Annotated in this window: 24 protein-coding genes; 6 read left to right on the forward strand and 18 right to left on the reverse strand. The window is 62.2% G+C overall.

All coding sequences use genetic code 11. The annotated features are described in order from the left end of the window. Positions 1-171: 171 nt before the first annotated feature. From lipA to GSM73_RS19925, 12 genes are all read right to left on the reverse strand, one after another. Entirely contained in the window at positions 172-1194 is a 1023-nt protein-coding gene (gene lipA / locus GSM73_RS19870; RefSeq protein WP_047229497.1) for a lipoyl synthase, read from the reverse strand. Between the two features lies 1 nt (position 1195). Beyond that, positions 1196-1843, reverse strand: coding sequence for a lipoyl(octanoyl) transferase LipB (gene lipB, locus GSM73_RS19875; protein WP_107321818.1), 648 nt, complete (start codon positions 1841-1843; stop codon positions 1196-1198). Beyond that, complete coding sequence (locus GSM73_RS19880) at positions 1843-2118, reverse strand: DUF493 domain-containing protein (protein WP_047229495.1); 276 nt, start codon at positions 2116-2118, stop codon at positions 1843-1845. The genes lipB and GSM73_RS19880 overlap by 1 nt, the downstream gene beginning before the upstream one ends. 81 nt (positions 2119-2199) lie before the next feature. Continuing rightward, positions 2200-3357 carry a D-alanyl-D-alanine carboxypeptidase family protein gene (locus tag GSM73_RS19885; RefSeq protein WP_047229494.1) on the reverse strand — a complete coding sequence of 386 codons (1158 nt, stop codon included), beginning with the start codon at positions 3355-3357 and terminating at the stop codon, positions 2200-2202. Between the two features lie 170 nt (positions 3358-3527). Then, positions 3528-4562 (reverse strand): septal ring lytic transglycosylase RlpA family protein, encoded by a 1035-nt coding sequence (locus GSM73_RS19890; RefSeq protein WP_160893623.1) that lies wholly within the window; start codon positions 4560-4562, stop codon positions 3528-3530. Continuing rightward, complete coding sequence (mltB, locus tag GSM73_RS19895) at positions 4562-5572, reverse strand: lytic murein transglycosylase B (protein ID WP_047229492.1); 1011 nt, start codon at positions 5570-5572, stop codon at positions 4562-4564. The genes GSM73_RS19890 and mltB overlap by 1 nt, the downstream gene beginning before the upstream one ends. Before the next feature lie 17 nt (positions 5573-5589). After that, the gene (locus GSM73_RS19900; RefSeq protein ID WP_160893677.1) at positions 5590-6600 is read right to left on the reverse strand and encodes an FtsW/RodA/SpoVE family cell cycle protein; all 1011 of its coding nucleotides are present in this window, start codon (positions 6598-6600) and stop codon (positions 5590-5592) included. Between the two features lie 31 nt (positions 6601-6631). Further along, entirely contained in the window at positions 6632-8527 is a 1896-nt protein-coding gene (mrdA, locus tag GSM73_RS19905) for a penicillin-binding protein 2 (RefSeq protein WP_047229491.1), read from the reverse strand. 10 nt (positions 8528-8537) lie between these two features. Further along, a complete protein-coding gene (gene rlmH / locus GSM73_RS19910; protein ID WP_047229490.1) occupies positions 8538-9005 on the reverse strand; it encodes a 23S rRNA (pseudouridine(1915)-N(3))-methyltransferase RlmH in 468 nt (155 codons plus the stop codon). A gap of 9 nt (positions 9006-9014) precedes the next feature. Then, positions 9015-9509, reverse strand: a complete 495-nt coding sequence (gene rsfS, locus GSM73_RS19915; protein ID WP_014340379.1) for a ribosome silencing factor — start codon at positions 9507-9509, stop codon at positions 9015-9017. A gap of 73 nt (positions 9510-9582) precedes the next feature. Then, the gene (gene nadD / locus GSM73_RS19920; RefSeq protein ID WP_047229489.1) at positions 9583-10269 is read right to left on the reverse strand and encodes a nicotinate-nucleotide adenylyltransferase; all 687 of its coding nucleotides are present in this window, start codon (positions 10267-10269) and stop codon (positions 9583-9585) included. Position 10270: 1 nt separating this feature from the next. Further along, positions 10271-11542 (reverse strand): glutamate-5-semialdehyde dehydrogenase, encoded by a 1272-nt coding sequence (locus GSM73_RS19925; protein WP_047229488.1) that lies wholly within the window; start codon positions 11540-11542, stop codon positions 10271-10273. 186 nt (positions 11543-11728) lie between these two features. On the opposite strand from GSM73_RS19925, the gene GSM73_RS19930 reads away from it, so the two are divergent. Then, positions 11729-12409, forward strand: coding sequence for a DNA-3-methyladenine glycosylase (locus GSM73_RS19930; protein ID WP_047229487.1), 681 nt, complete (start codon positions 11729-11731; stop codon positions 12407-12409). Between the two features lie 157 nt (positions 12410-12566). Then, a complete protein-coding gene (locus GSM73_RS19935) occupies positions 12567-13883 on the forward strand; it encodes a bifunctional DedA family/phosphatase PAP2 family protein (protein WP_107321814.1) in 1317 nt (438 codons plus the stop codon). Positions 13884-14086: 203 nt separating this feature from the next. On the opposite strand, the gene GSM73_RS19940 is transcribed toward GSM73_RS19935, so the two are convergent. Together GSM73_RS19940 and GSM73_RS19945 are read right to left on the reverse strand one after the other, a co-directional pair. Continuing rightward, a complete protein-coding gene (locus tag GSM73_RS19940) occupies positions 14087-14677 on the reverse strand; it encodes an LON peptidase substrate-binding domain-containing protein (RefSeq protein WP_047229485.1) in 591 nt (196 codons plus the stop codon). A 10-nt stretch (positions 14678-14687) separates the two neighbouring features. Continuing rightward, entirely contained in the window at positions 14688-15470 is a 783-nt protein-coding gene (locus GSM73_RS19945) for an LrgB family protein (protein WP_306110024.1), read from the reverse strand. A gap of 194 nt (positions 15471-15664) precedes the next feature. Here GSM73_RS19945 and GSM73_RS19950 point away from each other — a divergent pair, with 194 nt between their 5' ends. From GSM73_RS19950 to GSM73_RS19960, 3 genes are all read left to right on the forward strand, one after another. Continuing rightward, complete coding sequence (locus tag GSM73_RS19950) at positions 15665-16120, forward strand: MaoC family dehydratase (protein WP_047229482.1); 456 nt, start codon at positions 15665-15667, stop codon at positions 16118-16120. A 97-nt stretch (positions 16121-16217) separates the two neighbouring features. Continuing rightward, positions 16218-17936 carry a C13 family peptidase gene (locus GSM73_RS19955; protein ID WP_160893625.1) on the forward strand — a complete coding sequence of 573 codons (1719 nt, stop codon included), beginning with the start codon at positions 16218-16220 and terminating at the stop codon, positions 17934-17936. Between the two features lie 27 nt (positions 17937-17963). Beyond that, positions 17964-18605 carry an oxidoreductase gene (locus tag GSM73_RS19960; protein WP_047229480.1) on the forward strand — a complete coding sequence of 214 codons (642 nt, stop codon included), beginning with the start codon at positions 17964-17966 and terminating at the stop codon, positions 18603-18605. Positions 18606-18751: 146 nt separating this feature from the next. Here GSM73_RS19960 and GSM73_RS19965 read toward each other — a convergent pair whose 3' ends face one another. From GSM73_RS19965 to GSM73_RS19980, 4 genes are all read right to left on the reverse strand, one after another. Next, positions 18752-19036 carry a YceK/YidQ family lipoprotein gene (locus GSM73_RS19965; RefSeq protein WP_160893627.1) on the reverse strand — a complete coding sequence of 95 codons (285 nt, stop codon included), beginning with the start codon at positions 19034-19036 and terminating at the stop codon, positions 18752-18754. Further along, a complete protein-coding gene (ubiX, locus tag GSM73_RS19970; RefSeq protein ID WP_047229478.1) occupies positions 19029-19676 on the reverse strand; it encodes a flavin prenyltransferase UbiX in 648 nt (215 codons plus the stop codon). The genes GSM73_RS19965 and ubiX overlap by 8 nt, the downstream gene beginning before the upstream one ends. Next, on the reverse strand, positions 19673-21022 hold the full coding sequence (gene mpl / locus GSM73_RS19975; protein ID WP_076383495.1) for a UDP-N-acetylmuramate:L-alanyl-gamma-D-glutamyl-meso-diaminopimelate ligase: 1350 nt from the start codon (positions 21020-21022) through the stop codon (positions 19673-19675). The genes ubiX and mpl overlap by 4 nt, the downstream gene beginning before the upstream one ends. A 259-nt stretch (positions 21023-21281) precedes the next feature. Next, positions 21282-23186 carry a sigma-54-dependent Fis family transcriptional regulator gene (locus GSM73_RS19980; RefSeq protein ID WP_160893629.1) on the reverse strand — a complete coding sequence of 635 codons (1905 nt, stop codon included), beginning with the start codon at positions 23184-23186 and terminating at the stop codon, positions 21282-21284. Positions 23187-23684: 498 nt separating this feature from the next. Here GSM73_RS19980 and GSM73_RS19985 point away from each other — a divergent pair, with 498 nt between their 5' ends. Beyond that, the gene (locus tag GSM73_RS19985; protein ID WP_092394646.1) at positions 23685-25205 is read left to right on the forward strand and encodes an aldehyde dehydrogenase family protein; all 1521 of its coding nucleotides are present in this window, start codon (positions 23685-23687) and stop codon (positions 25203-25205) included. Positions 25206-25283: the final 78 nt, after the last annotated feature.

Below are 25283 nucleotides of genomic sequence, written 5' to 3' on the forward strand. Positions count from 1 at the left end.
AACCAATGCCGGAGTGAAGGCATGCCGAGCCTAGGCGAGGCACCGAGTGGTGGGGCAAAGCGTTTTTGGTTACTTTTGGCGCTCTTCCAAAAGTGACCCGCTGTAAGAGCGGAACCATAAGAGGCCATTACCGCAGCAACGGATATGTACCCGCCCCAAAAAACTAAAGGATCAAGACCCGAGCAACTCAGCCTTGACCAACTTAGCCTGCTCATCCGCATGATACGAAGACCGCACCAACGGCCCGGAAGCAACGTTCTTGAAGCCCATCTTGTACCCTTCCTCAGCAAACCAGGCAAAGGTATCCGGGTGCACAAAACGCTGCACCGGCAGGTGACTACGCGAAGGCTGCAGATACTGACCCAGGGTCAGCATGTCGATGTCATGCTCACGCATGCGCTTCATGACCTCGATGACTTCTTCGTCAGTTTCCCCCAGGCCCAGCATCAAGCCGGATTTGGTCGGAATGTGCGGCATCATCTGCTTGAAGCGTTGCAGCAAGGTCAACGACCACTGGTAGTCCGAACCCGGACGCGCAGCCTTGTACAGGCGCGGTACGGTTTCCAGGTTGTGGTTGAAGACATCCGGCGGCTCGGCGGCGGTGATTTGCAGTGCGATGTCCATGCGACCGCGATAGTCCGGCACCAACGTCTCAAGCTGCACGTTCGGTGACAGCTTGCGGATTTCGCGGATGCAGTCGGCAAAGTGCTGGGCACCGCCGTCACGCAGGTCGTCGCGGTCCACCGAGGTGATGACCACGTACTTGAGCTTCAGGTCGGCAATGGCGATGGCCAGGCTTTCGGGTTCGTTCACGTCCAATGGCTTCGGCCGACCATGGCCGACGTCACAGAACGGGCAGCGACGGGTGCAGATGTCGCCCATGATCATGAACGTAGCGGTGCCGCCGGAGAAGCATTCCCCCAGGTTCGGGCAGGACGCTTCTTCACAGACGCTGTGCAGTTTGTGTTTGCGCAGCAGCGCCTTGATGCGGTCGACTTCCGGCGAAACCGGGATGCGCACGCGGATCCAGTCGGGTTTCTTCGGCAGTTCGGTGGTCGGGATGATCTTGACCGGGATGCGTGCAACTTTCTCGGCGCCGCGCAGCTTTACGCCGGCCTCGACCTTGGCACGCGGGGCCGGACGCTCGGTAACATCCAGCGTCGGGATCATGGTTTGCACAGCATCAGTAGTCATATCAGTCGATTCCGCCCGTGAGGGTCGTCTGCTCAGCGTAGTCGAGGTGTTTGACGAGCTGCGCGCGCAGCCGGGCACTTACCTCGGCAAATTCAATCGATCCTGTGTGATCGCACAGCTGGGTCATCGCCAGCCCCGCATAGCCACAGGGATTAATCCGTCGAAACGGCTCCATGTCCATGTCCACGTTCAACGCCAGGCCATGAAACGAACAACCATGGCGGATACGCAAACCCAGAGAGGCAATTTTCGCTCCGTCGACGTAGACACCCGGAGCATCCGGCTTGGCCGCTGCTGTCACGCCGTAGCTGGCCAGCAGTTCGATCAGGCAGGTCTCCATGCGGGTGACCAGCTCGCGTACGCCGAACCCCAGCTTGCGTACGTCCAGCAACAGATAGGCCACCAATTGACCGGGGCCATGGTAGGTCACCTGGCCACCGCGGTCGGTCTTCACCACCGGGATATTCCCCGGCAGCAACAGGTGTTCGGCCTTGCCGGCCTGGCCCTGGGTGAACACCGGCGGGTGTTGCACCAGCCAGACTTCGTCACCGGCGGTGGTGCCGCGGTCGTTGGTGAAGCGTTGCATGGCATGCCAGACCGGCTCGTAAGCCATCTGGCCCAGCTCGCGAAAGCCCAGCGTGCCCGGCATCACAACACCATGTGCACGAACCCGGTCGCTCGCAACTCGCTGTTGATGTCGTACAGCTGCTCCTGACCGGTGGCAATGATGTGCAACTGAATCGTCGTGTACTTGCCGTTGGTACTCTGGCGTTCGGCCAGGGTCTTGTGATCAACGGTGGCGTGTTTTTCAAGAATCGCGATGATCTTGTCCTTGAATCCCACACCGGTGTCGCCAATTACCTTGATCGGATAATCCTCGCAAGGAAACTCGATCTTTGGCGCCTTTACTTCTGAGTCTGTCATGGCGTAACGGCCTCGTAAGCCGTGATAACGCACATGGCCCCGCACCGGAAAGGAACGGGGCCATGCAGGTCAACACTTCAATCAGTTGAACAAGCCGTAGAAGAATAGACGGATGCTATCCCACATGCGGCGGAAGATACCACCTTCCTCGACCGCGTCCAGCGCAATCAGGTCGGCGCTGTGCACCACTTTGTCGTCCAGTTTGACTTCCACCTTGCCGATCACGTCGCCCTTGGCGATTGGCGCGATCATTTGCGGATTCATGGTCATGGTCGCGACCAGCTTTTTGAGCTGGCCTTTTGGCAGGGTCATGGTCAGGTCCTGAGCCAGACCGGCCTTCACCTGATTGGTGGTGCCTTTCCACACCTGGGCCTGGGCCAGTTCGGTGCCCTTCTGGTAGAAGGTCTGGGTTTCGAAGAAGCGGAAACCGTAGGTCAGAAGCTTCTGGGTTTCGGCGGCACGGGCCACTTCGCTGTTGGTGCCGAAAACGACGGCGATCAGGCGCATGCCGTCACGAACGGCCGAAGACACCATGCAATAGCCGGCCTCTTCGGTGTGGCCGGTCTTCAGGCCATCGACGGTCTTGTCGCGCCACAACAGCAGGTTGCGGTTAGGCTGCTTGATGTTGTTCCAGAAGAATTCCTTCTGGGAGTAGATGGCGTAGTGCGCCGGGTCTTCGTGAATGATCGCTCGCGCCAGAATCGCCATGTCGTGAGCCGAAGAGTAGTGCTCCGGGTTCGGCAAGCCGGTCGGGTTCATGAAGTGGCTGTTGGTCAGACCCAGGTCGCTGGCAGTCTTGTTCATCATGTCGGCGAACGCATCTTCGCTGCCGGCGATGTGCTCGGCCAGGGCGACGCTGGCGTCGTTGCCGGACTGGATGATGATGCCGTGCAGCAGGTCGCTGACGGTCACTTGCGAACCGACCTTGATGAACATCCGCGAACCGCCGGTGCGCCAGGCGTTTTCGCTGACGGTCACCGGATCGTTTTCACCGATCTGGCCACGACGGATTTCCAGGGTGGCGATGTAGGCGGTCATCAGTTTGGTCAGGCTGGCCGGTGGCAGGCGCTGGTCACCATTGCTCTCCACCAGGACCTCACCGCTGCTGGCATCCATGAGCACAAAGGATTTGGCGGCCAGTTGAGGGGGCGCGGGCATCATCTCGACCGCGAACGCGGCAGGTGAGAGCAGCAGCGGGACTAGCAGGCAAAGGCGTTTGGCAAAGGTGGTGATGTTCATCCGTCTCTCGAAATCGCTAATGGAAACTGCCCGAAGGCAAAACTAAACAGGCAACCTTCTAACGGGTCGCCGCGTATTTAAGTTGCTCACTCACATCCCTTGCCGGGCTTTTGTTATTCGTAGAGCCAACAACCTGGCCCGCTCCAACCGCTAGCGGGCCTTCAATCAAATCATTCCGCGCTGACCAGGCTCGGCGAACCGAGATTGGCCAGGCGCACACTGTTCTGCACCTGCTGGACTTCATCCGGAGAACCGATCGGCCCCAGGCGTACCCGATGCAGTGTCTGCTGGTTGCGCACGATGGAGCTGATGAACACCGGCGCGCTGACCATCGAGCTGAGCTTGGATCTCAACAGTTCGGCAGCGTCCGGGTTGGCGAACGCGCCGACTTGCAGATACTGGCCAGACGCTGTTGCAGAAGCGTTTTTTTTTGCGTCGAGCGGCACGGGCACCACGGCAGCGGCATGTTGCTGCGGCGGCGGGGACCATTGCTCGACCGTACCGGTGGAAGCCGTCACGGTCGGCGCGGCATTTTGCGCCACTTTTGGCTCGTTGAGCATCAAAGGCGCCGGACGGCCTCGCTGGGCCCACCATTCCTGCGGATCGATGCCTTCGACCTTGACTCGCGCGGTGCCGGTTTCAGCGTAACCGAGTTTTTTTGCCGCCGCATACGACAGGTCGATGATGCGGTCGGAATAGAACGGCCCGCGGTCATTGACCCGCAGGATCACGGCCTTGTTGTTGTCCAGGTTGGTCACCCGCACATAACTGGGCAGCGGCAAGGTCTTGTGGGCCGCGCTCATGCCATACAGGTCATAAACCTCGCCATTGGCGGTGTTCTGGCCGTGGAACTTGGTGCCATACCAGGACGCTGTGCCCGAAGCGACGTAACGCTTGGATTCGGCCATCGGGAAATACGTCTTGCCCAGCACCGTGTACGGGTTGGCCTTGTACGGGCCGGTGTGCAGGGTTGGCGTGGCGTCGGGAATGCGCGAAACATCCACGTCCCACCACGGCGCGCCGTCCTTGTGGGCCCGGTTGATGTCCAGGCCTGGCGTGGCGCGCACGGCAGTGGAGGTTTTCTGGGCCGGCGGGCGACTGGTGGAGCAACTGACGACCAGCAACGACAGCGCAGCCAGCGCAGCCAGCGCTACCAGCTTCAGGGGTCCGGCTTTCAGGGGTTGATAGGTAGGCAATGCCTGCATTATTTGACGCCCCGTGCTTTGACCAGCTCTTCAGACAGCTGATGCACGGCCATGGCGTACATCACACTGCGGTTATAACGCGTAATCGCGTAGAAATTCTTCAGGCCCATCCAGTACTCAGGGCCTTGTTCGCCTTCCAGGCGAATCGCGGTGACTGGCATGTCGTCACGCAGCGCATCATGACTCGACCACCCCAGCGCCCGCAACTCCCCGACGGTCTTCGTCGGCTCGATGCCTGTGGTCAGGCCTTCGTCTACCTGGTCGCCACGCACGTCTGCACGGCTGACCACCGGCTCGCCAGGCTCCCAGCCGTGGCGCTTGAAGTAGCTGGCAACACTGCCGATGGCATCGGTCGGGTTGGTCCAGATATTAATGTGGCCATCGCCGTCGAAGTCCACCGCATAGGCGCGGAAACTGCTGGGCATGAACTGCGGCAAGCCCATGGCTCCGGCATAGGAGCCCTTGAGGGTCAACGGATCGACCTGTTCCTCGCGAGCCAGCAGCAGGAACTCGCGCAGCTCCTTGCGGAAGAACTCAGCGCGCGGCGGATAATCGAAGCCCAGGGTCGACAGCGCATCGACCACCCGGAAATTCCCGGTATTACGACCAAAAAACGTCTCGACACCAATAATAGACACGATGACCTGAGCCGGCACGCCATACTCCTGCTCGGCGCGAGCCAGCACGGCCTCGTGCTGGCGCCAGAAGTCTACGCCCCGGGCGATGCGCGCCTCGGAGATGAACATCGGCCGATACTCGCTCCACTGCTTGACCCGCTCGGCGGGCCGGGAGATCGCGTCGAGAATCGACTGCTTGCGCTGGGCCTCGCGGAACACACCCATCAGCTGTTCACCGGCAAAACCGTAGTCGCGGGTCATTTCACCGACGAATTCGGCCACTTGCGGCGAGCCTTCATATTCGCCGGCCAGGGCGTGCGACGCACCGCCCAGGAGGCCGAACAGGCCGACCCACGGCGCAAATCGCGTCGACCAGCCACGCATTGCTTGCATTGAACTCTTCACCTTATTCAAACCTGCGCGATCCACTTGCGATGGGTATGGATCGACATCAAAACCCCAAACGCTGACAGTAGCGTCACCAGCGAAGTTCCTCCGTAGCTAATGAATGGCAACGGCACCCCCACGACCGGCAACAGGCCACTGACCATACCGATATTGACGAAAACATAAACAAAAAACGTCATGGTCAGACTGCCCGCGAGCAATTTGCCGAACAATGTCTGGGCCTGGGCGGTAATCACCAGGCCACGGCCGATCAACAACAGGTAGATCAGCAGCAGCACGCAAATACCCACCAGACCGAACTCTTCGCCGGAGCCGATGGCGGCCTTGGACTGGATGATGTTCCAGCCGGTGCCCAGCGGATCGCTCTCCGGGTCGAGGAACGTCAGGACCCGCTGCTTCTGGTAGTCGTGCATCACGAAGTACCACATGGCCACGGACACCGGCACGGCGGCAGCGATCACGCTGAGGATCCAGCGCCAGCGCAACCCGCCCATGAACAGCACGAAGGCGCCGCCGGCCAGGATCAGCAACGAGGTGCCGAGATCGGGCTGGCGCACGATCAGGATAAACGGGACCCCAATCAGCAGCAGGCTGATGCCCACATGCTTGAGCTGTGGCGGCAAGGTGCGCTTGGACAGATACCAGGCGATGGTCGCCGGCATGATGATTTTCAGGAACTCGGAAGGCTGGAAGCGAATCACCCCGGGGATGTTGATCCAGCGTGTCGCCCCCATGGCGTTATGGCCCATGATGTCCACGATCACCAACAAGACCACGCCGCCCACATAGGCCAGTGGCACCCAGCGCGCCATGAACCGAGGCTCCAGTTGGGCGATAAAGATCATCGACACCAAGCCGATGCCGAATGAAGTGGCCTGCTTGGCCAGCAGGTCCCAATTCTTGCCGCTGGCCGAATACAGCACGAACAGGCTGCCGGCGGCCAGTGTCAGCAACAGGATCAACAACGGACCGTCGATGTGCATGCGCTGCAACAGAGTGGCGCGACGACGCATCACATCTTCGCTGGAGAGGATCCGGTCGAAATTATTCTTCACGGGCCGTAGCCTCCGCAGTGATGGGGCTTGCGTATTCGGGCTTGAGCTGGCCGTGTTCATCCAGCAGCCAGGCGTCCATGATCTGGCGCACCACCGGCGCGGCAACGCCGGAGCCGGACTCGCCGTTCTCGACCATCACCGACACGACGATCTTCGGGTTTTCGGCCGGTGCGAAACCAACGAACAAGGCGTGGTCGCGGTGGCGCTCCTGAACCTTGGAACGGTCGTACTTTTCGCCCTGCTTGATCGCGACCACCTGGGCCGTACCACTCTTGCCGGCAATCCGGTATTGCGCGCCGATGGCAGCCTTGCGCGCGGTGCCCCGGGCGCCGTGCATCACCTGCTGCATGCCGATATTGACCTTCTGCCAGTCCGACGGATTACGCAGGATGATGTCCGGCACCGGGTTGGGGTCCACGGGCTTCTGGCCTTCGATGGTCTTGGCCAGGTGCGGGCGATACCACTTGCCTTTGCTCGCCACCAGGGCTGTGGCCTGGGCCAGTTGCAGCGGCGTCGCCTGCATGTAGCCCTGGCCAATCCCCAGGATCAGCGTCTCACCCGGGAACCACGGCTGGCGGCGGGTCGCCCGCTTCCACTCACGGGATGGCATCAGGCCCGGCGACTCTTCGAACATGTCCAGGGACACTTTCTGACCGAGACCGAACTTGCCCATGTAGGACGCCAGCCGGTCGATCCCCAGCTTGTGGGCCAGGTCATAGAAGTAGGTGTCGTTGGACCGCATGATCGCCGTTTCCAGATCCACGTACCCGTCGCCGGAGCGATTCCAGTTGCGGTACTTGTGGTCGTAGTTCGGCAGTTGGTAATAACCGGGGTCGTAGACCCGGCTGGAAGCGGTGATCACACCCGCGTCCAGCCCGGCAATCGCTACCGCCGGCTTGATGGTCGAGCCTGGCGGATAGAGGCCGCGCAGCACGCGGTTGAACAGTGGCCGATCAATGGAATCGCGCAACTCGGCATAGGCCTTGAAACTGATGCCGGTGACGAACAGGTTCGGGTCGAAACTCGGCTGGCTGACCATCGCCAGGACCTCACCGGTGTTCGGGTCCAGCGCCACGACAGCGCCGCGCCGGCCGCCCAACGCCGCTTCGGCGGCTTCCTGCAATTTGATGTCCAGGCTCAGGACGATGTCCTTGCCGGGGATCGGGTCGGTGCGCTTGAGCACCCGCAACACGCGGCCACGGGCATTGGTCTCGACTTCCTCGTAGCCCACCTGGCCGTGCAGCTCGGCCTCGTAGAAGCGTTCGATGCCGGTCTTGCCGATGTGGTGGGTACCGCTGTAATTGACCGGGTCGAGGTTCTTGAGCTCTTTTTCGTTGATCCGCCCCATGTAGCCCACCGAATGGGCGAAGTGCGCGCCCTGGGGGTAGTGACGCACCAACTGCGCCACCACCTCAACGCCCGGCAGGCGGAACTGGTTCACGGCGATCAGGGCGATCTGCTCTTCGGTCAGCTCGAACAGGATCGGCACCGGCTCGAACGGGCGCCGGCCCTGGCGCATGCGCTTCTCGAAAATCGCCCGGTCCTCGGGGGTCAGTTGCAGCACTTCGACGATCACGTCGAGCACCTTCTGCCAATCCCCGGACCGCTCACGGGTCATGCTCAGGCTGAAGCTGGGCCGGTTATCGGCCACCACCACGCCGTTGCGGTCGAAAATCAACCCGCGAGTCGGCGGAATCGGCTGCACATGCACGCGATTGTTTTCCGACAGGGTCGAGTGGTACTCGTACTGAATCACCTGGAGGAAATACAGGCGCGCGATCAGCACACCAATCAGCGCCACGACCGCAATTGCACCGAACACGACGCGACCACGCACCAGGCGGGCGTCTTTTTCGTGGTCCTTGATGCGGATCGGCTGAGGCATGAGGGCAGGATTACTTGTGGTAAGGGTGCCCGGACAGGACTGTCCAGGCACGATACAACTGTTCGCCGATCAGAATCCGCACCAGCGGGTGCGGCAACGTCAAAGGCGACAACGACCAGCGTTGATCGGCCCGGGCACAGACTTCCGGTGCCAACCCTTCCGGGCCACCCACCATGAAGTTGACCGTGCGCGCGTCCAGCCGCCAGCGATCGAGCTCGACCGCCAGTTGCTCGGTGCTCCAGGGCTTGCCGTGCACTTCGAGCGTGACGATCCGCTCGTTCGGCCCGACCTTGGCCAACATGGCTTCGCCTTCCTGACGGATAAAGCGCGCCACATCGGCGTTCTTGCCGCGGGTGTTGAGCGGAATTTCCACCAGTTCCAGGGCCAGCTCGGAAGGAAGACGCTTGGCATATTCATGCCAGCCTTCTTCCACCCACTTGGGCATGCGGGAACCGACGGCGATCAGGCGCAGTCGCACAGCGATCCCTTATTGCTGGTCTTTGTTGAGCTTGGTGAAATGCTCATGGGTGTTTTCCGGGCTGTGGTGCGCGGCGCTGGCCGAACGGCTTTGCTCGGCACCGGCCCACAGGCGCTCCAGGTCATAGAACTGGCGCGCCGACGCGGTCATCATGTGCACGATGACGTCGTCCATATCCAGCAACACCCAGTCGCTGTCGCCCTTGCCTTCTTCACCCAGTGGCTTGACGCCCTGGGCCTTGACCGCTTCGCGAACCTTATCCAGCATCGCGCCGATCTGGCGGTTGGAGGTACCGGTGGCGATGATCATGTAATCCGTGATGCTCTGCTTCTCGCGAACGTCGATCACCTGGATATCCTGGGCCTTGACGTCTTCCAGGGCCGCCACGGCAACCTTGACCAGCTCTTCGCCGGCCAGTACTACGCCAGTATGAGCTTCTACGGGAAGCGGGGCGCTCTTGAATGTGCCCTTGCGCTTTACTTTGTTTACGTCTTTGTCAGTCATATAAAACTCGTTTTGCTCGTATGTTCGGGCGCTTCGCTACACGCATTCACGTGCCTTGAAGCGCGCCCTTTTTTCAGTTCGACGCACGGTACAGCCCGTGCGCATCGATGTAGGCCAGGACCGCGTCGGGCACCAGGAAACGTACCGACTTACCGCTGGCCAGCAGTTGACGGATCTGGGTGGCGGATACCGCGAGCGGCGTCTGCCAGACGAATGCAATCTGTCCGCTCGGCCCTTTCAGGGCCAGCGGGTCGCTCACCGAACGCGCCGCCAGCAGGTTGCGCAAGGCATCCGGCGGCTCGCTGTCGGCATCCGGGCGTTGCAACACCAGGATGTGGCAATGCTGGAGCAACTCTTCCCAGCGATGCCAAGTGGGCAGGCCGCAAAATGCGTCCCAGCCCAAAAGCAGAAAAACCTGGGCGTCGGCGGCCAGTTCGGCGCGCATCAGCTCCAGGGTATCAATGGTGTAGGACGGTTTGTCCCGCAGCAATTCGCGGGCGTCCACCACCAACGGCGCCACACCGGCCACCGCGCACTCGACCATCGCCAGACGGTCCTGGGCCGATACCTGCGGCGTATCCCGGTGAGGCGGCCTGGCGCTGGGCGTCAGGCGTAGCTCATCGAGGGCCAGGGCATCGGCGACTTCCAGCGCACCGCGCAAGTGGCCGATGTGCACTGGGTCGAACGTGCCGCCCAGGATACCGATGCGCTGGGGCGCAGTTGTCGTCGTCACTGCGGCTGACGGGTCAAGGTCGCCCAAGTCAGACCGGCTCCTGTCCGCGCAACTGGCCGTCACCGACCACGATGTACTTCTCGCAGGTCAAGCCTTCGAGGCCCACCGGGCCACGGGCGTGCAGCTTATCAGTAGAAATGCCGATCTCGGCACCCAATCCGTATTCGAAGCCGTCGGCGAAACAGGTCGGGGTGTTGATCATCACCGACGCCGAGTCCACTTCGGCCACGAAACGCCGGGTTTCGCCCTGGTGTTCGCTGACGATGGAGTCGGTGTGGTGGGAACCATGGCGATTGATGTGCTCGATGGCCTGGTCCAGCCCGTCGACCACGCGGATCGACAGGATCGGCGCCAGGTACTCGGTGTTCCAGTCTTCTTCGGTGGCCTCGGCCGCCTCAATGATTGCCCGGGTGCGTTGGCAACCGCGCAGCTCGACGCCTTTTTCGCGGAACTGGGCGGCCATCGCCGGCAGGAAGTCCTGGGCAACGGCCTGGTCCACCAGCAGGGTTTCCATCGCGCCGCAGATACCATAGCGGTAAGTCTTGGCGTTGAAGGCAATGCGCTGGGCCTTGGGCAACTCGGCGTGGGCACTGACGTAAACGTGGCAGATGCCGTCCAGGTGCTTGATCACCGGCACGCGGGCGTCGCGGCTGACTCGTTCGATCAGGCCCTTGCCGCCACGGGGCACGATGACGTCGACGAACTCGGGCATGGTGATCAGTGCGCCGACCGCGGCGCGGTCGGTGGTTTCCACCACTTGCACCACGGCCGCCGGCAGATCGGCTTCGGCCAGACCGCGCTGGATGCAGGCGGCAATCGCGCGGTTGGAATGAATGGCCTCGGAACCACCGCGCAGGATGGTCGCGTTACCCGACTTCAGGCACAGGCTCGCAGCATCGATGGTCACGTTCGGCCGCGACTCGTAGATGATGCCGACCACGCCCAGGGGCACGCGCATTTTGCCGACCTGGATACCCGACGGCCGATAACTCATGTCCCGGATCGCCCCGACCGGGTCCGGCAGCGCCGCGACCTGGCGCAGACCGACGATCATGCCGTCGATGCGTGCCGGGGTCAGCGCCAGGCGTTCGAGCATGGCCGGCTCGAGGCCGTTGGCCCGGCCGGCGGCCAGGTCCAGCTCATTGGCGGCGGACAACTCGGCGCGAGCAGCGTCCAGCGCATTGGCGGCGGCCAGCAGGGCGCGGTTTTTCTGCGCGGTGCTGGCACGGCCGATGATGCGCGACGCCTGGCGAGCGGCGCGACCCAGGCGGGTCATGTAGTCAAGAACGGACTCAGTCATGGTCTGTGTGGTCTTGGCAAAGGGGAAAGCGGCAGATTATAGCTGTCGTATCCCTCGACTAACAGCGTGGACTCACAGTGGTGACCGGCGGAAGAGCAAAACCTGCGCAAATAGTCGCTGTTCAGCGCCGATTAAGCTTTCCATTGCTATCATCGCGCTTCCTTTGGCCTCCCTTCGTCTCACGCCATGACCGATTCGCCCCCACTGCCAAACGCCCTGCCCGACGGTTTTTTTGATCGCGATGCCCAGGTGCTCGCCCGGGACCTGCTGGGCAAAGTCATTCGCCACAAGGTCGGTGACCTGTGGCTCAGCGCGCGGATCATCGAAACCGAAGCCTATTACTTCGCTGAAAAGGGCAGCCACGCTTCGCTGGGCTACACGGAAAAACGTAAGGCTTTGTTTCTGGATGGCGGCCACATCTATATGTATTACGCCCGGGGTGGCGATTCGCTGAATTTCAGCGCCCATGGCCCCGGCAATGCGGTGCTGATCAAATCGGCATACCCGTGGGTCGATACTGTTTCCGGCCCGGCAAGCCTGGCGCAGATGCTGCTCAACAACCCCGACGCCCAAGGCCGCCCGCGCCCCTCGCAAAAGCTTTGCGCCGGCCAGACGTTGTTGTGCAAGGCCCTGGGGCTGAAAGTGCCGCAGTGGGATGCCAAACGCTTCGACCCGGAACGATTGCTGGTGGAAGACGTGGGCGTGCCGACAGTCAATGTGATCCAGACCACCCGCCTGGGCATCCCACTGGGACGGGATGAACACCTGCTCTACCGCTTCGTCGACGCGGCCTACGCCCCCTGGTGCACGCGGAACCCGCTGCGTCGCGGACAGGTCGAAGGGCGGGATTATTTTTTGCTTTCCTGAACGCCACACTGCCCAACCCTGTGGGAGCGAGCCTGCTCGCGATGGCGCCAGGTCAGTCGAATCAGAGGTTGGCTGATACACCGCTATCGCGAGCAGGCTCGCTCCCACAGTAAAAAATGCATGCCGCTTAATGCTCAATGGAAATGGAGTTGTTTTTATGGGCCCATGGCTCGATAGCATCACTGGCTGGCTGACCGCCAACCCGCAATGGCTGGCGGCGGCGGTGTTTATCGTTGCGTGTGTAGAGTGCCTGGCCATCGCCGGGTTGCTCGTGCCGGGCACGGTGCTGCTGTTTGCGGTCGCGGTCCTGGCCGGCAGCGGCGCGTTGTCCCTGGGCGAGACTTTGCTGCTGGGCCTGCTGGGCGGTTTGCTGGGGGACTTGGTGTCGTATTTCCTGGGCAGGCATTTTCACCAGAACATCCGGCGCCTGCCGGGGCTGCGGCATCACCCCGAATGGATGAGCGCGGCGGAAAGCTATTTCCAGCGCTACGGCATCGCCAGCCTGCTGGTGGGGCGCTTCATTGGCCCGCTGCGGCCCATGTTGCCGATGGTGGCCGGGATGTTCGACATGCCCTTCCCGCGCTTCGCCGCCGTCAGCCTGTTGGCCGCCGCCGGCTGGAGCGTGGCGTACCTGCTGCCCGGCTGGGCCACTGGCGCAGCGATCCGCCTGCCGTTGCCCGAGGGTTTCTGGCCACAGGCCGGTGTCGTGATTGGCAGCATCGCGGTGATGATCGCATTGAGCGTCAACAGCAGCCTGCGGCGCCATCGACATGCCTCAGCGCTGATCGCAGGTCTGGGCCTGGTGATCCTGATCGGGCTGTTCATCGGCTTTCGCTACCTCACAGCTTTCGATCAGGGGCTGGTGGCGCTGGTCCAGGAACATCGCAGCCCGACAATGGACGAAATCGCCGTGACCTTCACGCTGATCGGCGAATTCCACTACATGCTGATTTTCAGCGCCCTGCTGACCGGGTTGCTATTGCTGGCGCGCCAATGGCGCCAGGCAATCTTTGCCGGGGCCACGATGCTGTTCACCGCATTGGCCAATACCGGCACCAAGCACTTTTTCGCCCGTGTACGCCCGGAAGTCCTGAGCGAGCCGCTGACCAGCTACAGCATGCCCAGCGGTCATGCCTCCGGCGCCTTTGCCCTGTTCCTGGCGCTGGCCATCCTGGCCGGTCGTGGGCAACCGCCACGCCTGCGCCTGACCTGGCTGTTGCTGGGCTGTTTGCCAGCGCTGGCCATTGCCCTGTCGCGGGTGTACCTGGGTGCCCATTGGCCGAGCGACATCGTCGCCGGCGCCATGCTCGCCGCCTGTGTCTGCGCAGCGATGCTCTGGCTGAGCCAGCGCCAGACCCCGCTGCCGGCCATGCCGCCGAAAATCTGGTGGTTGATTCTGCCGGCGATGGTGGCGGCATTCAGCTTCTTCGCACTGCGCCACCTGCCCAATGGGATGCTGCGGTATGCCTATTGAGGCCGGCAGCCAGCCATCGCGAGCAGGCTTGCTCCCACAGGGAATCGGCCGTGAAACGCCCCTTTGTGGTCACTGAAGATCAACTGTGGGAGCGAGCCTGCTCGCGATGACGTCGGTACATTCAGCATTGATGCAAACTGAGCCACCGTTATCGCGAGCAAGCTCGCTTCCACAAGAGATCAGCCTGGTCAGTGATGAGCGCCTCAGGCGAACAGTTCGCCCTGCAACTCATCAAGCAACGCCTGGATTGCATCCAGCCGCTGCTGAGGATCATCGAGTTGCAGCAGGTCGAGCTTGTCCAGTTCATTGAAGGGCAGCAGGTAGGCCAGTTGATTGGCGAGCGACTGCTGGCCGGTGGCTTCGGTGCCCATGTTCAGGGCCTCGACCATCGGGTGTTCGGCCAGGGCCTTGAGCAGCGCCACCAGGTCGGCATCCTCATCCTGCAGCGGCTGTTCCGGCTCATCCTCCAGCCACTCGACTTCAGCGACGGTCAGTTGATCGGCCTGGACACTGCTGCTGTGTACGATAAAACGTCGTCCACCCTGCACACGAATGCCCAGCAGCCCGTTGTCCTGCTGGGAGAAATCGGTGATTCGCGCTTCACAGCCCACCCGCGCAAAGCCGTCGGGGGCGATACCGACTTCCTCGCCATCGAGGATGCACACCACGCCGAACCCCTCGCCCATTTTCATGCAGCGACCGATCATATCGAGGTAACGCGCCTCGAAAATCTGCAAATCGAGGATGCAACCGGGGAACAGTACCGTGTTCAACGGGAAAAGCGGCAAGCTCATAAGCAGTTCCTTAAACCGTCATCGACACCACCAACGGCAGCAACACCGCCGTGGCCACGCCCATCAGACTCATCGCCAGCGCCGCAAAGGCGCCGGACTCTTCGCTTTCCTGCAACGCCACGGACGTGCCGACCGCGTGTGCCGTCAGGCCCAGGGCCATGCCACGGGCTTCAGGGCTATGGACCCCAAGCCTAGTCAGAATGCTCGGGCCCAGAATCGCCCCGAGCACCCCGGTGATCAACACAAACACCGCGGCCATGGCCGCTACACCGCCGATCTGCTCGGCCACCAGCATGGCGATCGGTGAAGTCACCGACTTGGGCGCCATGGTCATCAGGATCATGTGTTCGGCGCCAAAAGCCCAGCCCAACACCACCGCAGAGCCCGTGGCGAACACCCCGCCTATCACCAGCGTAGTAAAAATCGGCCAGAACAATTGCCGGATCCGTCGCAGGTTCAGGTACAAGGGCACCGCCAGCGCGACGGTGGCCGGCCCCAGCAGAATGCTGAGAATTTCCGTGCTCTCACGGTACTCGGCGTAGCTGATGCCGCAGCCGACCAGCACACCGATCAGCAGCAACATCGACATCAGCACCAGCAGCAACGGCAAGTAGCGCAGCAGGCTGCCGGCCGCCAGGTTCAATGGCTCGCCGACTTCACCACGGATGACCAGATAGCCCAGCAGCAACAGCAGGCCAATGATCGGCCCCGGCAGCACCGGCAGGAACAAATGATTGATGGCGGTGCCCAGCAATTGGAACAGCACCAGCCAGGTCAGGCCCCGTAGCAACATCCTTCATCCTCCCCAGCAACACGTACGCAAACAATGCGCGCGCATTATAAGCACGCCCGCGCTATGGGTCGGCATTCGTAAAAAGCATGGTCGATGACCTGCCCTGCCCGTCATGTTGATCTACAGTGGTTCTCCGGGGACGCCGATCCCCGTTTCCAAAAAAGACAAAACCGATGAACCCAAGGAGAGTCTCAATGCCCTACGTTCCCGTTGCAGCGCTCAAAGATTATGTCGGCAAGGAACTTGGACGTTCCGAATGGCTTACCATCGATCAGGATCGCATTAACCTGTTCGCCGAAGCCACTGGCGACTTTCAGTTCATCCACGTCGATCCGGTCAAGGCCGCGCAGACACCGTTCGGCAGCACCATCGCCCACGGTTTCCTGTCGCTGTCGCTGATGCCCAAGCTCATGGAAGACATCCTGATCCTGCCCGAAGGCGTGAAGATGGTCGTCAACTACGGACTGGACAGCGTGCGTTTCATTCAGCCCGTGAAAGTCGACTCCAAGGTCCGTCTCAAGGTCGACCTGGTGGACGTGACCGAGAAGAAACCCGGCCAATGGCTGCTCAAGGCCACCGCCACCCTGGAAATCGAAGGTTCGGACAAACCGGCCTACATCGCTGAGCCCCTGTCGCTCTGCTTCGTGTAGCCCCTCGCGGATGCGAAGCCGCTGCGGCAGTTTCGCATCGCTTCTCCTGACGCGCATTGCTACGGCATACTCGTGACCTGATTATCTGGATCCCGTTATGCGCTCATTTCTCCCTTTGGCCCTGACCCTGCTGCTCACCGCTTGCGGCGACGGCGAATCGCTGTTGCCTCCCGACGCGCGCCTGCCCGACGGCGGACGCTATCGCGGCGACCTGGTGGACGGTTTGCTGCAAGGCCAGGGGCGTGTCGACTACCCCAACGGCAGTTGGTACGCCGGGCAGTTCGACAAAGGCCAGTGGCACGGCACCGGGGAATGGCACGGCAGCAATGGCGAGGTCTATCGCGGCCAGTTCCAGCAGGGCCTGTTCAACGGCCAGGGTAGCCTGACCACGCCCACCAGCAGCTACACCGGCGGCTTCAAGCAAGGCCGGCGCGACGGTGAAGGCACGCTCAAAGAACACGGCATGATCTACCGCGGCGAATTCAAGGCCGACCGCTATTCCGGTTTCGGGCGCCTGGAGCTTGAGGACGGCAGCCAATACCAGGGGCCGTTCGTCAACGGCAAACCCAACGGTGAAGGCCAGCGCTTCGATGCCAGTGGCAACCAGTTCACCGGCAATTTCGTCGACGGCCAGCTCCAGGGCAAAGGCACCTTCAACAGCGCCGAGGGCGACGTCTACATCGGCGGGTTCAAGAACAACCAGCTCAGCGGTCGCGGTCGTTATGAAAATGCCGACGGCGATGTCTGGATCGGCCAGTTCAGGGAAGGCGCGCTCACCGGCAAGGGCCAACTGATCGGCGCCGACGGCAGCCACTACCTCGGTCAATTCAATGACTGGCGCTTTAGCGGCGAGGGCCGGCTGAACCTGCCCGACGGCAGCTTTTATATCGGCCAGTTCGAGAACGACACCTACCACGGACGCGGCACCCTGGCGCTGACCGATGGCACCGTGCAAAGCGGCACCTGGGCCAACGGCCTGCGAGTACGCGACGCTGGCGGGCGGCTACTGCCGGATGTGCTCGAGCTCGGCCTTTTGGCCCAGGGGCGCCTGTTGGAAAATGCCCTGGCCAATATCCCGGCCTCGACGCCCGCGGTGGAGCTGTACAGCCTGACGGTGGGCGGCGACGGCAAGCAGAGTGTGTTCCTGCGCGAGTCCGACTACGTCGCCAACATGCTCACCAGCCGTTTTGGCGCGTTCGGCCAGATCCGCCTGGTCAACCACCGCGATCACCTCGGTGACCGGCCCATGGCCACTCGCGAAAGCCTGCGCCGCGCCGCCAGCGCCCTGGCCGAACGCAGCGGCCCGGAAGACCTGATCTTCATCTACCTGACCAGCCACGGCACCAGCGAACACGAACTGGTGCTCGACCAGCCGCGCATGGAGCTGGCCGACCTGCCGGCCGATGAACTGGCCGTGGTGCTGGCGCCGCTGAAGGATCGCGACAAGATCGTGGTGATTTCGGCCTGTTATTCCGGCGGCTTCATCCCGGCGCTCAAGGATGAACGCACCTTGATCATGACCGCTTCCCGCGCCGATCGAGTGTCGTTCGGCTGCTCCGAGGAGGCCAACTTCACGTACTTCGGCGACGCGCTGTTCGCCCAGGCACTGAACCAGACCGACGATCTTGAGCAAGCCTTCAAGCGTGCCAAGGCCACCGTGGCCGAGCGGGAACAGGCGGACAATTTCGAAGCCTCCGAGCCGCAGATCTGGGCGCCCAGGACCGTCCTTTCCCATTGGCAGCTATTGCGCAAGCAACAGGCGCGAAAAGCATTACAAAGTACGGCATTGAACGACGAGGCCCAAAAGAGCAACTAAGCTGAATCGTATCAAGGGGGAAACACTATGTACTTGACGCCTCAGCATGTTTTGCTTGCCGGAGCTTCCGGGTTGACCGGGGAACATCTACTGGACCGGCTGCTCAACGAGCCGACCATCACACGTGTATTGGCGCCTTCACGCCGGCCGTTGGCCGAGCATCCACACCTGGAAAACCCGGTCGGTGAAACGGCCGAACTGCTGCCCCGCCTCAGTGGCCAGGTGGACATCGCATTTTGCTGCCTTGGCACGACCATCAAGAAGGCCGGCTCAGAACAGGCGTTTCGCGCGGTGGACCTGGACCTGGTGGTGGCCTTCGCCAAGCGCGCCCGGGAGCTGGGCGCAAGGCACCTGATCGTGATCAGCGCGCTGGGGGCAGACCCGAGCTCTTCGATTTTCTACAACCGGGTCAAAGGCGAAATGGAAGCCGCCCTCAAGGCCCAGGACTGGCCACAGCTGACCCTCTGCCGCCCTTCCCTGCTACTGGGCGAACGCACCGAACCGCGGTTGGCCGAACAATTGGCCGGCCCCTTGTCGAGGCTGATCCCCGGCAAGTACCACGGCATCGAAGCCTGCCAACTGGCCCGCGCCATGTGGCGCCTGGCCCTGGAAGAACAGGAAGGGGTGCGGGTGGTGGAGTCGGATGAGTTGCGTAAGTTGGGCAAATAATTGCGGCGCCTGGGCGGACGCCATCGCGAGCAGGCTCGCTCCCACAGTTGACCGAGTTCTTCAGAAGGAATGCGTACCAATGTGGGAGCGAGCCTGCTCGCGATAGCGGTGGCCCAGCTTACATCCATGTTGGATTGTAGCGCTGGTTACAACCCACCCGTAGCCTGAAACCCCACGCCAATCACCGTCAGCAACGACAACGGCAATAACAAGGTATCGAGCAACGCACTGGCCGGCAGATCCACGCCTGGGTAACGCGGCGCTTCGGCGCCAAAGCGGTCCTTGGCGCAACAGCCACCGTTAAGCGCATACAAGTCCAGGCGCGTGCCCGCATACACCACCGGCGCGCCGGGTTTGGCGGCGTCCAGGGTGCGGGCGGTGGCGCAGCCGGTCAGTTGCAGCGCCAGCACCACCACCAGCAGCTTATTCATCACTGCTCAAATGGTACTCGCCCCAGCGCGGCAGCATGTCCTGGGGGATGTTCAGCAGATTGAGAATCCGCGCGACCACAAAATCGATCAGGTCATCGATAGTCTGTGGCTGGTGATAAAAACCCGGAGAGGCCGGCAGAATCGTCACGCCCATGTTCGACAGCTTGAGCATGTGCTCCAGATGAATACTCGAGTACGGTGCCTCACGCGGCACCAGGATCAACTGGCGACGCTCCTTGAGCGTCACGTCGGCGGCGCGCTCGATCAGGTTGTTGCAGGCACCGGTGGCAATCGCCGAGAGCGTGCCGGTGGAACACGGCACCACCACCATCGCCGCCGGCGCCCCGGAGCCCGAGGCCACCGGCGACATCCAGTCTTCCTTGCCATACACACGAATCTGCCCCGCCGCCGCACCGGTGTATTCGGTGAGGAAGGCCTGCATCATCTGGGTCTTGGCCGGCAGGGTGACGTCGGTCTCGGTGGCCATCACCAATTGCGCCGCCTTGGAGATGAGGAAATGCACCTCACGGTCTTCCCGCACCAGGCAATCGAGCAGGCGCAAGCCGTACTGGGCGCCGGAAGCACCGGTCATGGCCAGGGTGATGCGGTCGGGGCCGTTGCTCTCCAGGCGCGTGTTCATTTCAGTGCCTCGGCCAGTTTGCCGTGCAGGCCGCCGAAGCCGCCGTTGCTCATGATCACCACGTGAGTACCGGGCTGGGCCTGGCTCTTCACGCGCTCGATGATGCCTTCCAGGGAATCGCTGACAATCGACGGCACCGTGCACAACGCGGCGGTGGCGCCCAGGTCCCAGCCCAGGTTGGCCGGCGCGTACCAGATCACCTGATCGGCATCCACCACGCTTTCCGGCAGGCCGTCGCGGTGGGCGCCGAGTTTCATGGAGTTGGAACGCGGCTCGATGATGGCAATCAGCGGTGCATCGCCGATGCGCTTGCGCAAACCGTCGAGGGTGGTGGCGATGGCCGTCGGGTGGTGGGCGAAGTCGTCATAGATGGTGATGCCGCGCACTTCCGCGACCTTTTCCATCCGCCGCTTCACGCTTTTGAACGCACTCAGCGCGGCGATGCCCATAGACGGCACCACGCCAACATGACGAGCCGCCGCCAGGGTCGCCAGGGCGTTGGCGACGTTGTGCTGGCCGGTCATGTCCCAATCGACCACACCTTGGGCCACGCCTTCGAACATGACTTCGAACTGCGAACCGTCGTCCTTGAGCAACTTCACTTGCCACTGCCCGCCGGCGCCGGTGGTTTGCACCGGGGTCCAGCAACCCATTTCGATCACCCGCTGCAACGCGGGCTCGGTGGTCGGATGGATGACCAGGCCTTCACTTGGAATGGTGCGCACCAAATGGTGGAACTGCCGCTCGATGGCCGGCAGATCGGGGAAGATGTCGGCGTGATCGAACTCAAGGTTGTTGAGGATCGCGGTGCGCGGGCGGTAGTGGACAAACTTCGAACGTTTGTCGAAGAACGCGCTGTCGTATTCATCGGCCTCGATCACGAAGAACGGCGTGCCGCCCAGGCGCGCCGACACCGAGAAATTCTGCGGCACGCCGCCGATCAGGAAGCCTGGGCTCATGCCCGCGTGTTCCAGCACCCAGGCGAGCATGCTGCTGGTGGTGGTCTTGCCATGGGTGCCGGCCACGGCCAGGACCCAACGGCCCTGCAACACATGGTCGGCCAGCCATTGCGGGCCGGACACGTAAGGCAGGCCTTTGTTGAGCACGTATTCAACCGCCGGATTGCCACGGGACATGGCGTTGCCGATGACCACCAGGTCCGGCGCCGGGTCCAGTTGCGCCGGGTCGTAGCCTTGGGTCAGCTCAATGCCCTGGGCCTCCAGTTGCGTGCTCATCGGCGGGTAGACGTTGGCGTCGGAACCAGTCACGTGATGGCCCAGCTCCTTGGCCAATACCGCCATCGAGCCCATGAAAGTGCCGCAAATACCGAGAATATGGATGTGCATAGTCGACCTCGTAAACATGGCCGCAGGTTAGCGTAGGGAGGGGGAAATCGCACCTTGTGTTTCGAACTGCAACCATCAGAACACCGCAAATCCTCTGTGGGAGCGAGCTTGCTCGCGATAGCGGTGGGTCAGTTTGCGGCGATGTTGGATGTGCCGCCGCCATCGCGAGCAAGCTCGCTCCCACATTCAACCGCATTCCTTCTGCAAGAACTCGGTCAACTGTGGGAGCGGGCTTGCTCGCGAATGGCCGCGACGCGGTTCAGCGGGCGATGGCGTGCTTGCGCAGCTTCCGGTAGAGGGTATTGCGGCTGATGCCCAGTTGTTCGGCGGTGTGGGTCATGTGCCAGCGCTGGCGCTCCAGTGCATCGAGCAGCGCCAACCGCTCGGCATCTTCCAGCGGGCGTTCCGCCACGGTTTCAACCAACGCCACCGGACACTGGCGAATCATCGCCGGCAGATCCTCCAGCCCGATCCGCCCGCCGTCGCACAACGCAGCAAGGGTGCGCAGCACATTGCGCAGTTGCCGCACGTTGCCCGGCCAATCAAAACTCAGCAATGCCTGGCGCGCCGGTTCGTCGATCGCCACCGCTTCGGCGCCCGCTTCTTCGGCCAACAGAAAATCCAGCAACTGGGACTTGTCGCTGCGCTCGCGCAACGCCGGCAAGGGGATCTCCAGGCCGTTGAGGCGATAGTACAAGTCCTCGCGAAAACTGCCGTCGCGCACCCGATCATGCAACTGCCGGTGGGTGGCGCTGATAATGCGCACGTTCACCGCTTCGGGTTCGCCACCGATGGGCACCACCTGGCGATCTTCCAGCACCCGCAGCAAACGGGTCTGCAAGGCCAGGGGCATGTCACCGATCTCATCCAGAAACAGCGTGCCACCGTCAGCCTGTTGCAGCTTGCCGCGCATGCCTTCCTTGCGCGCGCCGGTGAAGCTGCCGCCGCGATAACCGAACAGCTCACTCTCGATCAGGCTTTCCGGGATCGCTGCGCAGTTAAGCGCCACGAAGTTTTTCCCGGCACGTTGACTGGCATGATGCACGGCTTTGGCGAAGGCTTCTTTACCGGAACCGGTTTCGCCATGGATCAGCAGCGGCACATCGCGCTCGAACACTCGCAGCGCCTTGCGAAAATGCTCTTGCAACGCCGCATCCCCCAGGCAGATGCCCGGTAACCGGGCGGGCTCGATGGCTTTAAACGCAGGGACGACCGGGACCGGCACACTGCGCGGCTGCCCCCGTAGCACGGCAAACAAGTGCCGCCCGTCACGGGTGCGTAACGGCCAACTGGCGCTGGCATGGGTGCTGGCCCGTCCGAGCAGCTCATCCAGTGAACAATCGAAAAAGTCTTCCACCCGCTGACCCAGCAAGCCACCGCGAATATGCCCCAACAGGTTCAGCGCGCTCTGGTTGACCGCGCTGATCCGCCCTTCGCCGTCGAACGCCAGCAGCCCCTCGCTGAACAACCCCACGGACTCGGCCTGCAAATGAAAACGCAGCAGCCATTGATTGTCGAAGCAGCGCAGGAAATAGCAGCTCTCGATCATCTTCGCCGAGAGGTTGACCAGGGCCATGGTGTGGAACTGGCTCTGGCGCGACACGTCCGGCCGGGCCGATGACACATCCAGCACCGCGAGCAGTTCGCCATGGGGGTCGAAAACCGGGCTGGCCGAGCAGGTCAGGCCGGTGTGGCGGCCGCGAAAGTGTTCTTCCTGGTGAATGGTCAGGGCCTGGCGCTCCACCAGGCAGGTGCCGATGCCGTTGGTGCCTTCGCAGGCTTCGCTCCAGTCGGCGCCGAGCCAGAGGCCGGCCCGTTCGAAAATCTTGCGCTCACTGGGGGCGGTGACACAGTTGAGGATCACGCCGCGCGCGTCGGTCAGCAGCACCGCGTGACCGGCGCCGGAGAGCTGTTGATGCAGGCTGGTCATTTCCGTGCCAGCGATGTGCAACACCTGTTGCAGGCGCTCGCGGCTTTCCAGCACCCGGCCATGCTCAAGCACCGTCGGCGCCAGGTTTTGCGCCGGGTCGAGGTGATAGTCCTCAAGGCAGCGCAGCCAGGAACGGGCAATCGACGGATCGCTGCCAGGGCCCTGCAAATGGGCCTTGCCCTGGGTGACCGTCAGGACTTGTTGGGCATGGCGACTCAAGTGGTTGCTGTGCATTTCTTATTATTTCTCCCCGAAGGACCTGCCTCACTGGAGCAACTGTTTAACATTTAACCAATGTTCAACACTTAACCTGTGGCGAGGGGATTTATCCCCGCTGGGCTGCGAAGCAGCCCTGAAACCTAAGCATGCGGTGTATCAGATTGATCGAGTTGGCTGCTTAGGGGGCTGCTTCGCAGCCCAACGGGGATAAATCCCCTCACCACAACTTTGCTGGGCAGGCCAACTGGTGAGGCCCAGCATCCTCCAGCCCACCCACCTTTGCAATGCTGGCGCGACCTGTCAGTCAAAGACTGTCTCGCATCTGGCACAAACTGTCACACCCGCTGTACCGCTATCGTCACGCAGGGCATCCGTTTGTCCGACGAACTGCTCCTAAAGTCTTGATTTACGGGCCCTGCAAGGCAGTGGCCCGACCTTTGCTCTAGGCTTAATTACCAGCGCTCAATTTTGCGCGGCCTCCCGTATAAGCACAAAAGCCAAGGAGAACTCATCATGCGTTACGCTCACCCCGGTACTGAAGGCGCTATCGTTTCGTTCAAGAGCAAATACGGTAACTACATCGGCGGCGAGTTCGTCGCGCCTGTCAAAGGTCAGTACTTCACCAATACTTCCCCGGTCAATGGCCAGCCCATTGCCGAATTCCCGCGTTCCACGGCCGAAGACATCGAAAAAGCCCTGGACGCCGCCCACGCCGCTGCCGATGCCTGGGGCGCCACGTCCGCCCAGGCCCGTTCGCTGGTCCTGCTGAAAATCGCCGACCGCATCGAAGCAAACCTTGAGGTTCTGGCGATCACCGAATCCTGGGACAACGGCAAGGCCGTGCGCGAAACCCTCAACGCCGACATCCCCCTGGCCGCCGACCATTTCCGTTACTTCGCCGGTTGCCTGCGCGCCCAGGAAGGCAGCGCCGCCGAGATCGACGGCAACACCGTGGCCTATCACATCCATGAACCGCTGGGCGTGGTCGGGCAGATCATCCCGTGGAACTTCCCGCTGCTGATGGCCGCGTGGAAACTCGCCCCGGCCCTGGCCGCCGGTAACTGCGTGGTGCTCAAGCCCGCCGAGCAAACCCCATTGGGCATTTGCGTGCTGATGGAGCTGATCGGCGACCTGCTGCCACCTGGCGTACTGAACGTGGTGCAAGGCTTCGGCAAGGAAGCCGGTGAAGCCCTGGCCACCAGCAAGCGCATCGCCAAGATCGCCTTCACCGGCTCGACCCCGGTCGGCTCGCACATCATGAAATGCGCGGCCGAGAACATCATCCCGTCCACCGTGGAACTGGGCGGCAAGTCGCCGAACATCTTCTTCGAAGACATCATGCAGGCCGAGCCGAGCTTCATTGAGAAAGCGGCCGAAGGTCTGGTGCTGGCGTTCTTCAACCAGGGTGAAGTCTGCACTTGCCCTTCCCGCGCCCTGGTGCAGGAGTCGATCTACGACGAGTTCATGAAAGTTGTGATGAACAAAGTCCTGCAGATCAAGCGCGGCGACCCGCTGGACACCGACACCATGGTCGGCGCCCAGGCGTCCGAGCAGCAATTCGACAAGATTCTTTCGTACCTGGAAATCGCCAAGGGCGAAGGTGCCGAACTGTTGACCGGCGGCAAGGTGGAAAAACTCGAGGGCAACCTGGCCACGGGTTATTACATCCAGCCCACCCTGCTCAAGGGCACCAACAAGATGCGCGTGTTCCAGGAAGAAATCTTCGGCCCAGTGGTGAGCATCACCACCTTCAAGGATGAAGCCGAAGCCCTGGCGATCGCCAACGACACCGAGTTCGGCCTCGGCGCCGGTCTCTGGACCCGCGACATCAACCGCGCCTACCGCATGGGCCGGGCGATCAAGGCCGGTCGCGTCTGGACCAACTGCTACCACCTCTACCCGGCTCATGCGGCGTTTGGTGGTTACAAGAAGTCCGGCGTGGGTCGTGAAACCCACAAGATGATGCTCGACCACTACCAGCAGACCAAGAACCTGCTGGTGAGCTATGACATCAATCCGTTGGGGTTCTTCTAACCTGCGGGAAATTTGTGCCCGGCCGATCGTTCCCACGCTCTGCGTGGGAACGCCTCTACGGACGCTCCGCGTTCGGCT

Origin of the sequence: Pseudomonas sp. PICF6 (genome assembly GCF_009831705.1) — a bacterium.
In the GTDB taxonomy this organism is placed as follows: Bacteria; Pseudomonadota; Gammaproteobacteria; order Pseudomonadales; family Pseudomonadaceae; genus Aquipseudomonas; species Aquipseudomonas rhizophila.